The 15,138-nt window shown below is 40.2% G+C and carries 13 protein-coding genes; 4 read left to right on the top strand and 9 right to left on the bottom strand.

The features are described from left to right. Window positions 1–4: 4 nt before the first annotated feature. Complete coding sequence (gene hutC / locus H4J61_RS02380) at window positions 5–715, bottom strand: histidine utilization repressor (protein ID WP_182183331.1); 711 nt, start codon at window positions 713–715, stop codon at window positions 5–7. 266 nt (window positions 716–981) lie between these two features. Between hutC and hutI the strand changes: the two genes are divergently transcribed. Beyond that, complete coding sequence (gene hutI, locus H4J61_RS02375; protein ID WP_182183328.1) at window positions 982–2,217, top strand: imidazolonepropionase; 1,236 nt, start codon at window positions 982–984, stop codon at window positions 2,215–2,217. Window positions 2,218–2,468: 251 nt separating this feature from the next. Here the strand turns inward: hutI and rraA are convergent, their stop codons facing one another. From rraA to priA, 6 genes are all read right to left on the bottom strand, one after another. Beyond that, window positions 2,469–2,954 (bottom strand): ribonuclease E activity regulator RraA, encoded by a 486-nt coding sequence (rraA, locus tag H4J61_RS02370; RefSeq protein WP_182137464.1) that lies wholly within the window; start codon window positions 2,952–2,954, stop codon window positions 2,469–2,471. Between the two features lie 489 nt (window positions 2,955–3,443). Beyond that, entirely contained in the window at window positions 3,444–3,845 is a 402-nt protein-coding gene (locus tag H4J61_RS02365; protein WP_182137463.1) for a gamma-butyrobetaine hydroxylase-like domain-containing protein, read from the bottom strand. A 27-nt stretch (window positions 3,846–3,872) separates the two neighbouring features. After that, the gene (hslU, locus tag H4J61_RS02360; RefSeq protein WP_182137462.1) at window positions 3,873–5,201 is read right to left on the bottom strand and encodes an ATP-dependent protease ATPase subunit HslU; all 1,329 of its coding nucleotides are present in this window, start codon (window positions 5,199–5,201) and stop codon (window positions 3,873–3,875) included. A 23-nt stretch (window positions 5,202–5,224) separates the two neighbouring features. Then, window positions 5,225–5,743: an ATP-dependent protease subunit HslV gene (hslV, locus tag H4J61_RS02355; RefSeq protein ID WP_182137461.1), complete on the bottom strand. Its 519-nt coding sequence runs from the start codon at window positions 5,741–5,743 to the stop codon at window positions 5,225–5,227. A gap of 487 nt (window positions 5,744–6,230) precedes the next feature. Continuing rightward, window positions 6,231–6,791 (bottom strand): SPOR domain-containing protein, encoded by a 561-nt coding sequence (locus tag H4J61_RS02350; protein WP_182183326.1) that lies wholly within the window; start codon window positions 6,789–6,791, stop codon window positions 6,231–6,233. Window positions 6,792–7,154: 363 nt separating this feature from the next. Beyond that, entirely contained in the window at window positions 7,155–9,371 is a 2,217-nt protein-coding gene (gene priA, locus H4J61_RS02345) for a primosomal protein N' (protein WP_259363063.1), read from the bottom strand. Between the two features lie 247 nt (window positions 9,372–9,618). Here priA and rpmE point away from each other — a divergent pair, with 247 nt between their 5' ends. The 3 genes from rpmE to alr all read left to right on the top strand — a co-directional run bounded on the left by rpmE (window position 9,619) and on the right by alr (window position 12,821). Continuing rightward, complete coding sequence (rpmE, locus tag H4J61_RS02340) at window positions 9,619–9,831, top strand: 50S ribosomal protein L31 (protein ID WP_182137458.1); 213 nt, start codon at window positions 9,619–9,621, stop codon at window positions 9,829–9,831. A gap of 485 nt (window positions 9,832–10,316) precedes the next feature. Further along, window positions 10,317–11,735, top strand: a complete 1,419-nt coding sequence (dnaB, locus tag H4J61_RS02335) for a replicative DNA helicase (protein WP_182137457.1) — start codon at window positions 10,317–10,319, stop codon at window positions 11,733–11,735. A 12-nt stretch (window positions 11,736–11,747) separates the two neighbouring features. Beyond that, a complete protein-coding gene (alr, locus tag H4J61_RS02330; protein ID WP_220461170.1) occupies window positions 11,748–12,821 on the top strand; it encodes an alanine racemase in 1,074 nt (357 codons plus the stop codon). Window positions 12,822–12,999: 178 nt separating this feature from the next. Here the strand turns inward: alr and H4J61_RS02325 are convergent, their stop codons facing one another. Further along, the gene (locus H4J61_RS02325; protein ID WP_182183318.1) at window positions 13,000–13,557 is read right to left on the bottom strand and encodes a carboxymuconolactone decarboxylase family protein; all 558 of its coding nucleotides are present in this window, start codon (window positions 13,555–13,557) and stop codon (window positions 13,000–13,002) included. 470 nt (window positions 13,558–14,027) lie between these two features. Beyond that, window positions 14,028–14,666 carry a TetR/AcrR family transcriptional regulator gene (locus H4J61_RS02320; protein WP_182137454.1) on the bottom strand — a complete coding sequence of 213 codons (639 nt, stop codon included), beginning with the start codon at window positions 14,664–14,666 and terminating at the stop codon, window positions 14,028–14,030. Between the last annotated feature and the right edge of the window lie 472 nt (window positions 14,667–15,138).

Raw genomic sequence — 15,138 nt, 5'->3', positions numbered from 1 at the left:
TAAATTAAAAAATTAAATGACTGCCTAAGCGGTATTTATTTCCTGGTGAGGTTAAAGTGGCTAAACTCACCACACCTTGGCTTGACCAGGTGCGACGTTTAACCTGTAAACAAGGGGTGATATGGCTAATCGCTAATAAGCGGCCAATATCTTCACTGGCTAATACGGCTTCCACCTCATGTGTTGCTTCGGTCAACGGTGCTTCGGATGATAAATATGCATGTGGCGTTATTTGCGTAAAGTCTTGTTCAAGATAATTAGCCACTAATTTTGGATTAACAAAGCGCTGCTCTAATTGTATGGGGGCATTATTTTCAAAATGCAGCACGCTTGAGTAATAGGCGATATCACCGGCTTTAAGGGCTAATAAAATCGCCACTTCTTCGTTGACTTTAACCGCCTTTAAGATAAGTTGTTGAGCATGATATTGATGACCACGCTCGTGTATTTCATCGGCTATATTGCGAATTTCTAATAATGAAGACTGTGACTTAAAGTTTGCGACAAAAGTGCCTGAGCCTTGAGAACGCACCAATAAACCTTGCTCAGTAAGTTCTTGTAAAGCACGACGAGCGGTCATTCTACTGACCGAAAACTGCTCGGTAAGCTCATTTTCTGATGGGACTTTACTGTGTTCAAGCCACTGGCCAGATTCTATTTTTTCACAGATGTGCTGTTTGATAACACGGTACTTTGCGGTTTTTACTTGTGTCATTGTCATACCTAATACGGGATAATGTGCAGAGTAAACTCTAACTTGTATATACAATCTCATTTTTTCTCTGCAAGGTCAAGAGTTGTATATACAAGCTTGCTTGTTAATTTGCTATCAGTTAAAGTGAAATTATAAATAAACGCTAAGTTTTGTTGGGTCATGTTGGGTCATGTTGGGTCATATTGAAATGCCATAAGTCATGGCATTTTAAAAGTAACCTAAAAGTAGCATTAAGGTTAGCGGTAAATAAGCAATTTGGAATTTTTATGTCGACGAAAACACAACACTGGCAAACCCTTTGGACTCATGTCAATTTAGCCACTATGACCGATGGAGCAAAAACTTACGCCACGATTGAAAATGGCGCTATAGCGATTGCGAATGGAAAAATTGCTTGGCTAGGCACAACCGCCGAACTGCCTGACTTTGATACGGCTAGTGTAAAGGTAATTGACGGCAAGGGCGCTTGGTTAACGCCAGGCTTTATCGATTGTCATAGCCATATTGTTTATGGTGGCAACCGCGCGAATGAATTTGAAATGCGCCTTGAAGGTAAGGGCTATGAAGAAATTGCCAAGGCTGGCGGTGGTATTATTTCAACGGTTAAAGCAACCCGTGCTGCTAGCGAAGATGAGTTATTTATCAGCGCATTAAAACGTTTAACGGTTTTGCATCAAGAAGGTGTTACTAGCATCGAAATTAAATCAGGTTATGGTTTAGACACGGATACTGAAATTAAAATGCTCAATGTCGCTACTAAATTAGGGCAAGCATTACCGGTGACAGTACAAAGAACATTTTTAGGTGCGCATGCGCTACCTGTTGAGTATCAAGGTCGTGCGGATGAGTACATTGATTTGGTCTGTAAAGAGATGATACCGCACATAGCAAAAAATAAACTAGCTGATGCAGTTGATGTGTTTTGTGAAGGTATTGGTTTTAATTTAGCGCAAACCGAAAAAGTATTTGCGGCAGCCAAGGCGCATAATTTACCGATAAAAGTGCATGCCGAACAGCTGTCTAACCTTGGTGGCACTAAGTTAGCCGCAAAATACCAAGCGCTATCTGCTGATCATATTGAATTTTTAGACGAGGCAGGTATTGCGGCCATGAAAGTGGCTAATATGACCGCGGTATTATTGCCGGGTGCATTTTACTTCTTACGTGAAACCCAGTTACCCCCAATTGAGCTATTGCGTAAACACGGTGTGAGTATGGCTATTGCTACCGATGTAAATCCCGGTTCGTCACCGATTAACTCACTGCAGCTAATGCTCAATATGGCTTGTACATTTTTTAGGTTAACGCCGGTTGAAGTTCTTGCGGGAGTGACCTGTCACGGCGCAAAAGCGCTAGGCTTGTCGAGCAGTAAAGGGCAGTTAGCCGTGGGTTATGATGCGGATATTGCTTGTTGGGATATTAATCAGCCGGCTGAATTATGTTATCAGTTTGGTGTGAATCCGCTGACTCGTCTAATGAAGGCTGGGGAAATAGTGATTTAGCTTAGGGTGAGTTAACTTGAAGTTGCATGGGTCACTAGAACAGCTAGTGATTGCTCAGCCTTACTTAGTCGATGTAACTGGCATATTATATAGTCGTAATCGACAACACCTTGATGACGACAGACAAGGCGTTTGCTCAAAGCCAGTGCTATAGCAAAGATAAGCCAGCAAGTATTGCCATACGGTTTAAGTATGGCAAGTGGCATTATGAACAGTATTTACATATTCAAACGAGATAAAACTAGGCTTAACTAGTCAATATCTAAGGGGTCAGGCGATAAAATAACACCGGTATTATCGGCATAAATATGATCATCAGGTAAAAAGGTTACGCCGGCAAAGTTTATTGCCAAGTCGCTTTCGCCAATGTTGCTGGTGCTGGCGCCAACAGGGATCGACAATAAGCCTTGTATGCCAATATCAATATCTTCTAAGGCGTCAACGTCTCGTACACTACCAAAACAAATAATGCCTTCCCAATTATTCTTTGCGGCTTGTTCAGCAATACTAATATTAATCAGTGCGCGACGTGTTGAGCCACCACCGTCAATAACCAAGACCTTGCCGGTACCGTCAGTGTCAACTAGCTCGGCAATTAAGCCATTATTTTCAAAGCACTTTACCGTGACAACTTTACCGCCAAAAGAACTTTTGCCACCATAATTACTAAATAAGGGTTCAAGTACATCGATTAAATCAGTGTATATATCACACAGCTCTGAGGTGTTGTATTCCATAGTAAATTTTTCCTAGGTCGCGTTTCTTATTAACTAGTATAACGGTTGAATAGACAGGCACAACCGCTAAGCCGCTATACTTGCTAAATAAACCTAACGAAAGCATATATAAAAAGCGGGACTTAATCATGGTTATTAGCTTTTAATAAGCGTTATATTTATGCTTTTTGGGGGTAGCTTGTGCTTGATTTTTCTCCAGAAACTATCATAGCGCTGGAAATAGGTGGATTATTGTCAGATTTAAGTAAATCGGTCTGGGTAAATAGCTTTAGCAAAAGGATGCGAAACTTACTCACCATTGTAGCTATTAGGTTATATCGCTAGTGATGCTGTTTAAGGGGGGTATCAGTAAGGCTAGTGCATTAGTAGGCGATAATGGAATATGGGTTTACTCAGTAACTAAAGCGTAAAAGATTTCAGTGAAAATTTTTACATTTAAAATCAGTGACGCTTTACTGTGCTGGCCGGTATTACAGTGCTTAAGGGGTATTACTTAACTTCTGTAATTTCTATCGATGCTTCTCGGCTATTTACCGTTGAGCCTGTACTTTGTAGGTAATTTTGCCAACGCTGTTGATATTCTGCGCCGAGTGTTTTTAAGTAATCACTATTATAAATACTGCTATGTTCATCATCAAAAATAAATCGGTAGCCATGTTTGCCCACAGATTCAATTTTTAGCAGACGTACCTGCTTTTTATGATAAACCTTTGGCGCTGAACCAGCTACCTGACCTTTGTCTGTGGTTGGAGCAAACACACGTAAATATTCGAAGCTTAAATCAATCGCTTCGCCGTTTTGTTGTTCAATATCTTCAAGCTCAGTCCTACCAAAAGAAACCGACAAACTCGCTGTAGCATTATTGATCACAAAGCGCTTAATTTTACTCATGTATTACTCCTAACCGTATTTTATCTATTATAAAATAAAGCGACTTAGATCTTCATCTTTAATCAGATCAGATAAAATATTAGCAACAAATTCAGCATCGATTAGAATGCTTTCTCCAGCGCGATCATTGGCGGTAAACGAAAGCTCTTCGATTAAGCGTTCCATCATGGTATGTAAACGCCGGGCACCAATGTTTTCAGTACTTTCGTTAACTTGCCACGCAGCATTAGCAACCGCTTTAATGCCATCTTCACTAAATGAAATATGCACGCCTTCAGTCGCTAACAAGGCAATATATTGCTCTGTTAAAGAGGCATTAGGCTCAGTGAGTATGCGCACAAAGTCTTCAGCGGTGAGCGGTTTTAACTCAACACGGATCGGTAGTCGACCTTGTAATTCTGGAATTAAATCAGAGGGCTTTGACATTTGAAAAGCGCCAGAAGCAATAAATAAGATATGGTCAGTTTTAACCATACCGTGTTTAGTGCTAACGGTAGAACCTTCAATTAAGGGTAACAAGTCTCGTTGTACACCTTCTCTTGATACGTCAGGGCCTGAACTTTCACCACGTTTACAAATTTTGTCTATTTCATCAATAAAGACAATACCGTTTTGTTCAACCGCGTATATTGCTTTTTCTTTGATGTCGTCTTGATTAACTATTTTCGCCGCTTCTTCTTCTTGCAAGGCCTTGAAAGCCTCTTTAATTTTCAGTTTACGTTTTTTGGTTTTATCACTCGACATGCTTTGGAACATGTTTTGTAATTGTGAAGTCATGTCTTCCATGCCAGGAGGTGCCATAATTTCAACGCCAACTTGTGGTGCGGCTAAGTCGAGTTCAATTTCTTTGTCATCGAGTTGGCCTTCGCGTAATTTTTTACGAAAGGCTTGACGAGTTGAACTGTTTTCTGGTTGCTCGTCGTTACCTGAACTGTCGCGAGCTGGCGGCAGTAATATATCTAAAATACGTTCTTCAGCAGCTTCTTCGGCTAAGTGTTTTACACGAGCCATTTCCCGCTCTTTGGTCATCTTAATGGCCATATCAGCAAGATCACGAATAATAGTTTCGACTTCTTTACCGACATAACCGACTTCGGTGAACTTAGTTGCTTCCACTTTAATAAAGGGTGCATTGGCTAGTTTCGCTAAGCGTCGAGCTATTTCTGTTTTACCGACACCTGTGGGGCCAATCATCAGAATATTTTTAGGGGTAACTTCATCGCGCAACTCTTCGTTCAGTTGCATTCTACGCCAGCGGTTTCTCAGTGCTATTGCAACCGCTCGTTTGGCATCGCTTTGACCAACAATGTGGTTATCGAGTTCGTGAACTATCTCACGTGGTGTCATATTCGACATATTAATTCCTTACAAATTGGCGGTTATAGTTCATCAATCACATGTTGTTGATTGGTAAATACACAAATGTCACCAGCAATTTTCAATGATTTTTCAACGATTTCTTTAGCAGAAAGCTCGGTGTTTTCAAGTAATGCTGTGGCTGCTGATTGGGCAAAATTTCCACCACTACCAATGGCAATGAGATCGTTTTCTGCTTGAATAACATCACCATTACCGGTAATGATGAGTGATGCTGTTTCATCAGCAACGGCTAATAAAGCTTCTAGTTTGCGAAGCGCACGATCACTGCGCCAATCTTTTGCTAGTTCAACGGCCGCTTTAGTTAAATGACCTTGATGCATTTCTAGCTTGCTTTCAAAACGTTCAAATAGGGTAAATGCATCAGCTGTGCCGCCAGCAAAACCTGCAAGTACTTTGCCATTATATAAACGGCGCACTTTGCGTGCATTACCTTTCATTACAGTGTTGCCAAGGGAAACTTGACCATCACCACCAATGGCAACTTTGCCATTACGTCGGACAGAAACAATAGTAGTCACAATTAACCTCTTCCATATTGCCAACTGATATAGTCGGCTTGTCTAATGTAGATTAGATAAGGGGTGGCTTAAGCTTTTTCAAGGGAGCGGTGATGAATAATAGTAAACAGACAACTTTAAACGATTTTAAGCTATACATTTGCGTTGTCTGTTAAAAACAATATCGTTCAGTGTTAAGTTGGCTGTAGGTTGAATTTTAGCTTGTAGCTATGAGATGAAGTGACGATTTTTATGATCGCTGTCGGTATTTTATTGTTGTCGTTTATCAGTATTAATACCGATAAACGAGGCAAGCATTGAGTCAGTTTTTGAATACAGAGTTAGTATTTGTCGCTTTAAAAGGGGGCTAGTTAACCACGGCAAGTTATGCCTTGAAACTGACGGTTTAATACTAATTTAGATACCTTAATAAATCGGCTGGAAAAGGCCTGAAGCAATTCATACATACATATATAAATACATACATTGCTAAAGTATCAATATTGAGTTAATCCCAACCCCAAATTTTACAAGCGTGGATCGCGTTGTTTTTTAATTTATGTTTATCTTTTTCTGCGTTACGTTTTTTATCGTAAGGGCCTAAATAAACTTTATACCAAGTTGACGAGCTACCGACAGATTTACCCACTTGTGCTTCTAGGCCGGTGAAGGCTATTTTTGCTTTTAATGACTCTGCTTGTTTACGAGTTCTAAATGAGCCACATTGCATTTTATAGGGGCCTTTGTTCTTAACTTCGTACTGACCTACTTCAATTTCTTTACTTTTTAGGTCATCAACGTAGGTCCATTTTTCCTTTGGTAGTTCAGGTAATTCAGCGACTTCTGTAGTCTTTTTTACCTTGATGACTTTAGGGGCAACAACGACTGCAGGTTGCTTGTCTTTAATGCTCCACAGCAGGTAGCCAAAACTGGGCAACGCGATCACTAAAAAAGCGGCAATTAATTTTACTTTCAATGAGCTACCTTGAGCTGGTTCAACATTTTTTTTATATGGGCTTTGTTTTTTATTTTTTACTCGAGAGCGGGAAACGTAATCTTGATGTGCCATGAAAAACTTTATACTAGAAAACTTTCGTCAATTCTAACCAACTACTAAAGAAATATCACCCATTGAGTGCATTAATTGCATAAAACTCAGCCCAGGCTAAACATGAGTAGGGATTAAGGGAAGTTTAAAGACAAGTTTTTAGCTGTCAGCTGTCAGTAAGTTAAAGAAGCTTTGAGCTTGGTTTTACTGTGTTTTTGCTCCTGCAGTCCTCCTGCTTTTCTCCCTGTTAACTAGGTTTTTTTTACAGGGAGGGAAGAGTGAGACAAGCCTGAGTAGGGATTAAGGGAAGTTTAAAGACAAGTTTTTAGCTTGGTTTTTCCTCCTGGTGAAGTAGGCTGTAGGCTGTGTTTTTCGACGCAGCAATTACCAGCTTAAGTCTACTGGGTCGATATCAATTGACCATTTAACTTTTGATTGCCATTCATTTGTGGCGCTATGGTGAATTAGCTTAAATACGGCTTGATGCAGCTGTTTTCTAGATTTGGCTTGCAAAATTAAGTGGAATCTAAATTTACCCGCTTTTTTCCCCATTGCTGCTGGCACAGGCCCAGCAAACTGGCAACCTTCAAAGGCTATTTGGGTCATAGCACGTAAAAATTTTTCTGGGTAAGAAGGGTAGTTTGCTTCAGCTCTAAATAATGCTTGAAAGCTAAAGGGTGGCAATAAGGCTTGTTGGCGCTCAATAAGCGCTTGTTTAGCAAAGTGTTGATAGCCATTTTGTACTAAGTCTTGCAGTAATGGATGATCAGGGAATTTACTTTGTACCATGACTTTACCAGGCTTACTTGCGCGACCGGCTCGGCCTGACACTTGTACTAAAAGTTGTGCCATATGTTCAGCCGCGCGAAAGTCGTAACTAAATAAAGCCCCATCAACATCAAGCACAGCAACTAAGGTGACATCAGGAAAGTGATGGCCTTTTGCTAGCATTTGGGTGCCAATCAAGAGTTGATGCTCTTTATTACTGACCTCGGTTAATAACTTAGCTAAGGCACCTTTTTTACGCGTGCTGTCTCGGTCAATGCGCACGGTAGAATAATCAGGAAACAATTCACCAATTTTTTCTTCTAATTGCTCTGTGCCTTGTCCTAAGGGTTTAATGCGAACACTGCCACAACTTGGGCATTGTGGTGGAATGCGTTTTTGACTGGCGCAATGATGGCAAATCAGCAACCCTTGGCCCTGATGTAAGGTAAAAGGTTTATTACAGCGTTGGCAATCAGCAATCCAATGGCATTCTTGGCAGTTAATAGCGGGGGCATAACCACGACGATTAAGAAAAATTAATGCTTGCTCACCACGGGCTAAGGTATTTTTTATGGCTTGTTTTAAGCTACCGGAAAGGCCATGTTCCATTTGTTGTTGCGCCACATCTATTAAGCTGATTTTTGCTGTTGAGGCATTACCGGCACGTTTGCGTAATTGATGATAATGATATTTTCCGCTCAAGGCATTTTGCAGTGACTCAAAACTGGGTGTGGCAGTGCCGAGTATAATGGGAATATTAAGTTGCCTAGCTCTGAGTATGGCAATATCGCGCGCATGATAGCGAAAGCTGTCTTGCTGTTTAAATGAAGCATCGTGTTCTTCATCAACAATGATCATGCCCAAATCATTAAGCGGAGTAAAGATAGCCGAGCGGGTACCAATAACAATCGCCGCGGTTCCTCGTTGTGCTTCTAGCCAAGTTTGTAAGCGTTCTTTGTCGTTCAAACCTGAGTGATGCAGGCTTATCGGCACATTAAAGCGTTGTTCGAAGCGACTTAAGGTTTGTGGTGTTAGGCCAATTTCAGGTACTAAGACTAACACTTGTTTGTTGTTGGCCAGTATTTGCTCCATGGCCTGTAAATAAACCTCGGTTTTACCACTACCGGTTATACCATCAACTAAGTGACAAGAAAACTGCGCTTGCAGCTCTTTCACCGTGGCGACAATTAGCGCTTGTTCTGTTGATAATTCTAGTCGGTTATCTTGCTGTAATGCTTGCTCTTGCCATTGAAATAAAGTTACCGCACGGCTTTTACTATAAATGAATTCTTTTTTCTCCAGCGCATTAAGCTGTGCTTTATTAAAGCCAAGGGTTAATAGCTCTGACCATGTTATGCCTTGATGCTGGTTAAGCATAGTGAGTAACTCAGCTTGTTTGGGTGAGCGTTTGGCGGTAGTTGTTTGTTCTTCTTCGCTTAAGTCTGCTTTTGTTAACCAAACTTGCGGTAGCTCAACATCAGGTTGTTTTATTTGTCGCAATAAAACCGGTAATGCTTGTTGGAACACATCACCAATAGGATGATGGTAGTAGTCGCTACAGCGTTGAATAAAATGCAGTAATTGAGGTGAAAAACTGAAGTTGTCATTAACTCGACTGAGCACTGATTTTAATTTTTTAGCTGCATATTCAGTGCTTTCATCTATCGACAAAACAATACCAACCACTTGGCGAGAGCCAAAAGGCACAATAACTCGTTCACCTAATTGCACGGCGTTAGTGTTGAGTTCGGCCGGTAGTTTGTAAGTAAACAACTGGCGCATAGGAACGGGTATTGCAACTTGCAGGTATATATCTGTTGAAGTTATTGCCAAAAATACTGTCATATAGAAATAAAATGTTATGCATATTCTACTGCTTAATGACGCAATGCCAAGCTCGAAAATTAGACCAGGGGGATTTTTATGAAATTAAGCGCTTTATTGCTCAATTTTTTAGCAATTTTCATTGCCATAGGAAGAGCGATACTATAACATTCGCCTCCATTATTTTTAACTCGTATGGTGCTTGGCAGCAATAATGACTGACCGAGTGGCGATGCGGCCTTAACAGAGGTTTCCCATGAAAGACGGTATCCATCCAAATTATACAGAGTTCAAGGCAACTTGTTCTTGTGGTAACATTATTACAACTCGTTCAACTGTAACTAAAGACATACATCTTGACGTGTGTTCAGAATGTCACCCATTCTATACTGGCAAGCAAAAATCTGCTGAGACCGGTGGTCGTGTTGATAAATTCAACAAGCGTTTTGGTGCTCTTAGCAAGAAGTAATTCTGCTAATATACCAGTAGAAAAAAGCACCTTTAGGTGCTTTTTTTTTGTCAAAAATTAAGCTTGTGTGTCATGTTAACTCAACATTTTTATCCTCTTAACGTCGCTTAAAATAAATTTTGTTATTTTTCTTAACTGCCAAGATCGCTTTAAGTTGTTCATCATAGCTAAATCACGTGATTTGGCCATATAGCAGAGTTGCTAAATACCTTACAAAATATACATACGCGTGGATCTCGACGCTTTGAAATAGCTAAATAGCGCGTTAAATAAGGTGAGTAGTGCTTTATTTATTGATGTTATAACAAGAAAATTCAATCCTGTTTGGCGGCTAAAATAGTGAAATATTTCTTGTTAATATCATTTTGCTTATGGGGAATTTCTGCTATATTTGCTCTCTTTATTTTCGAATAATTTTATAAAGTTTATTGCGCCAATATGCTCGCCAATAAGCAGAGATTATCGCCAAGCATTTAAGGTGTGATATGGCCGATCGCAAGCCAACCAAGTTTAGTAAAAACAATCAGTTTCCTCGAGACAAACAAATTGATGAGTTAAAAGTTCCGCCACATTCTTTAGAGGCAGAGCAATCAGTGCTAGGTGGTTTATTGTTAGATAACGAAACTTGGGACCGCGTAAGTGAACGAGTTGTTGCACAAGACTTCTATAGTAGATCACATCGTATTACTTTTGAGACTATTGGTCGGTTAATTGAGTTAGGTGAACCGGTTGATTTGATCACCTTATCTGAAGCGCTTGAAAACGATCAAAAGCTTGATGATGTTGGTGGCTTTGTTTATCTCGCTGAAATGATGAAAAACACACCAAGTGCCGCCAATATCACCGCCTATGCGACTATTGTGCGTGAACGTGCGGTAACGCGCGAAATGATCAGTGTGGCCAATGAAATTGCAGAAGCGGGTTATGATCCACAAGGGCGTAGTAGTGCCGATTTACTCGATTTTGCCGAAACTAAGGTTTTTGCGATTGCCGAGCAACGTGCTAATAAGTCGGAAGGCCCAGAAAACATTAATTCAGTCTTAGAAAAAACGGTTGATCGTATTGAGAAACTTTGTGCATCACCGACTAACGGTGTTACTGGTGTTTCAAGTGGCTTTACTGATTTAGATAAAATGACTGCAGGTTTTCAAAAATCTGATCTCATCATTGTTGCTGGACGTCCTTCTATGGGTAAAACGACTTTTGCCATGAACTTGGCCGAACATGCTGCCATGACTGAAGATAAACCCGCGTTAATCTTCAGCTTAGAGATGCCGTCAGAGCAACTAATGATGCGTATGCTGGCGTCACTTGGTCGTATTGACCAAACTAAAATTCGTACCGGTCAATTAGAAGATGAAGATTGGGCGCGGTTATCATCAACCATGGGCTTGTTAATTGAAAAAGGCAAAATGTTTATTGATGATGCGGCGGGCTTAACACCAACCGATGTGCGTTCGCGAGCACGACGTATTGCCCGAGATCATGGCGGTATTAGTATGATCATGATCGATTACCTGCAATTGATGCGTGCGCCACAATTTTCTGATAACAGAACCTTGGAAATTGCTGAAATATCTCGTTCATTAAAAGCCTTGGCAAAAGAATTAGAAGTGCCAGTAGTGGCGTTATCTCAACTTAACCGTGGCTTGGAGCAGCGTTCTGATAAACGACCAATAAACTCAGATTTACGTGAATCAGGTTCAATTGAGCAAGATGCCGACTTAATCATGTTTATTTATCGTGATGAGGTTTATCACGATGATTCTGAATACAAAGGTATGGCTGAAATTATTATTGGTAAACAGCGTAATGGCCCTATTGGTCGAGTACCTTTAACCTTCCAAGGACAATTTTCTCGTTTCGATAATTATGCTGGCCCGCACGTATTAGGCGAAGATTAAACGCCCATGACATTGCACACAGCCACGGCGATTATTGATTTAGATGCACTAAGTGATAATTACCAGCTTATTCAGTCATTATCGCCTAAGGCTAAAATTTTAGCGGTACTTAAAGCAAATAGTTATGGTCATGGTTTAGAGCTGATTGCTAAAGCACTGCCCAATGCCGATGCTTTTGGTGTCGCGCGTATTGATGAAGCGCTGGCACTTAGAGCCGCGGGCATTGTAAAACCTATTGTATTGCTTGAAGGTTTTTTTGCTAAAGAAGATATTGATATACTGGCGGCGAGTAACTTACAAACCATAGTGCATAACGAGCAACAGCTGGCGGCTATTTTGGATGCTAAGCTGGATGCTCCGCTAAAAGTTTGGCTGAAAATCGATACTGGCATGCATAGGTTGGGTATTAATCCCGAGCAACTAGCACATTTTTATCAAGCGTTAAGTCAATCAAAAAATGTTCAGCAGCCCATAGTGCTGATGAGCCACTTAGGTTGTGCGGATGATAAAAACAACTTAGCAACAGCGAAACAAATATCCTTATTTGATCAACTTAGCGCTGATTTACCCCTCGAAAAAAGTTTAGCTAATTCTGCTGGCGTTTTACTTTGGCCAGAAAGCCATTATCAATGGATTAGACCTGGCTTATTACTTTATGGTGTTTCACCACTAGCAGCAGATAGCTACATAGACGGTATTGCCCCAGTCATGACTTTGCAATCAAGTTTGATCTCTGTACGTGAAATTGCTGCAGGATCTGCGGTTGGCTATGGCGGTGCTTGGGTGAGTGAAAGTAAGACTATTATAGGTGTAGTTGCTATTGGCTATGGTGATGGTTATCCCCGCCATGCCCCTAACGGTACACCGGTTTTAATTAATGGTCGACGTGTGCCGCTTATTGGCCGGGTAACTATGGATATGATCACGGTAGATTTAGGCGCTCAAAGCCAAGATAGCGTTGGCGATATTGCCACGTTATGGGGCAAAGGTTTAGCAGTTGAAGAAGTGGCTGAATTTGCTACAACTATTCCTTACGAACTTTTGTGTAATATTACCCGTCGTGTGCATATTCAGCTGGCAAAGTAACAATAAACATTCACTCTTAAAAAGTTATAAAAAGTGGCTAGGCTATGACAGTAAAGCCGTTCTAGATTGCATTTTATAATAGCGCGGTTATCAATCGTACACTTTGCCTTTTGCTGTTAGCACATAAAATAGCGACTAAAGCCATGTAGATGGTTTAGTCGCTAAATAAAAACGCCCGTTACTTGGCTGTTTTTTCCCAAGCGAATGGCTTGAATGCATCATCAACAGGTGTTTCGGCAATATGATTGGTATAATTGCTGATCACTTTTTGTGATAAACCTAAAATAATCTCCAACAACTGTTGCTCACCGTAACCAGCAGCATAGAATGCCGCTAATTCTTCATTAGTAACATTGCCTCGATTACGAACAATAATTAAGGTCATATCAAGTAAAGCTTGCAGTTTAGCCGTAGGCATTGCTTGTTGATCACGCAATGCTTGCGTTAAATCAGGGTCTACTTTCATTGAGTGTGCAATGCCGGTATGAGCGGGTACACAGTATGTACAGCCGTGCTCAACATTGATGCCTTGCCAAACTACGGTGAGTTCTTCTGCGTCAAATGAAGAGTTAACAAAAAGCTCATGTAATGTTTGGTATGCGCTTAATAAACCGGGTGATGAAGCTAACACGCCGTGCAAGTTAGGTAACATACCGTATGCACTAACTGATTTTTCTAATAGTGCTTTACTTTCTTGTGGTGCTGATTCAATCGTGTGTGTAGTTAATGTCGTCATATCAAATTTCCTTTATAAAAGCAGCTTGTAACAACAGATTGCTGTTGCAACAAGCTTATTGTTATTTAATGCTTAAAAAATTGACCAACCAGCTAAGAATATATTTAACATACCGGTCGGTAAGTAATTGCCTATTATTGTACCGATCGGTACGATTAAGTCAACAGCCCGCGATATAAATAATTTAGTTTGCTAGGGCTTTGTTAAGTAAAATATTTATTAAGTTATAAAATCATGTGGTTATGTATATATATGGTATTTAATATTGCCTTAGTGATTAGCAATTAAAGTAGATTAAGAGTTACTGAGGTTGATTAAGCGTAATTAAAGTTGAGCAAGGAAATAAAGCGTAGGCAGTTGTAGCGCTAAGCTGAACTCATGATAATGCATATCAATGGTTATCAATGGTTATCAATGGATATAGGGCCATCGAATATCAGCAGTAAAGTTGAGGCAGGTAGTAGAGAATACTAGGGTAATTTTGGTGTTGGCGCAGCATGGTTTTTACCGGTACTAAATACGCCAGTCAACATAGTATCAATAACAAATTCAAGTTCTGTTGGTGGTACTTTTGAGCGCGCCATCGACGCGGTGCCTTTTAGTGCCGTGTATAAACTTAAGGCGTTACCGGCTGAATTTTCATTTAAGCCTAAGGATATTGCTTCCTCATCAGTGGAGAATAACTCGGTCAATAAAGCTTTGGGCGCTGCTTCTATGTCAATAAGTAACTTTGCCGCTTCTGTTGGAATATCACCACCAGCGACTTCTGATTGACACAGTACCAGATAACAACCTTTGGGTTGCTCAGTGCTGCATTGCATACCGACAATTGACATCATATAGTTTTTTAAACGCGTTTTTAATGGTATGTTTGGTGCGTATAAAGCGCCAAGGTGGGCTTTCATATTATTTTCTATATAGTGTTGAGTCGCTTTAATAAATAAGCTTTCTTTATTACCAAACGCGCTATACATACTAGGTTTGTTAATATTCATACTCGTTGTTAAATCAGCTAAAGAAGCGCCCACAAAACCTTTCGCCCAAAACACTTCCATTGCTGCTTGCAATGCAGTTTGCTCATTAAATTTGCGTTTGCGACCACTAACCACAACAATATCCGTTTACTTTGTTTGAATATCTATATTGTACCAAAGGGTATTTTTAAGTTCAATCGCTCAAATAGGCACGGAAAAACACTTATAACGCTGTGCTTTGAGAGCAGAAAATAACCATATTTTAAATTTTTAACAACAAAAATCTAGTGTTTAGCCGAGTAATACCAACTTCATTAATTAGGTGGTCTACTTTATACGCAGGAAAAATGGCCAAATATAAGGCATTTATTTTAATAACTAGTTGTGCTAATTATTAAATAAATAACGCAGTAGTGGGTTATTTTAAGCAGTAAACATGATCAGATAATTAGTGAGATTGGTATAATACCACTTTCATTAAGTTTGTGATCTTGTTGTGCGCAGAGAAAATGCATCTGGGCAAGACGCTTGATTGAGCAATAGCTGGCTATTGTGATTGAGAGCACCGTAGCCTTGGTGTATTTTAACCAGCACAAGTGGGCAATAA

The organism is Colwellia sp. MB3u-4 (assembly GCF_014077065.1).
In the GTDB taxonomy this organism is placed as follows: domain Bacteria; phylum Pseudomonadota; class Gammaproteobacteria; order Enterobacterales; family Alteromonadaceae; genus Cognaticolwellia.
Note: the sequence above shows the minus strand (reverse complement) of the source record. Positions and strands in the feature narration are given on the sequence as shown.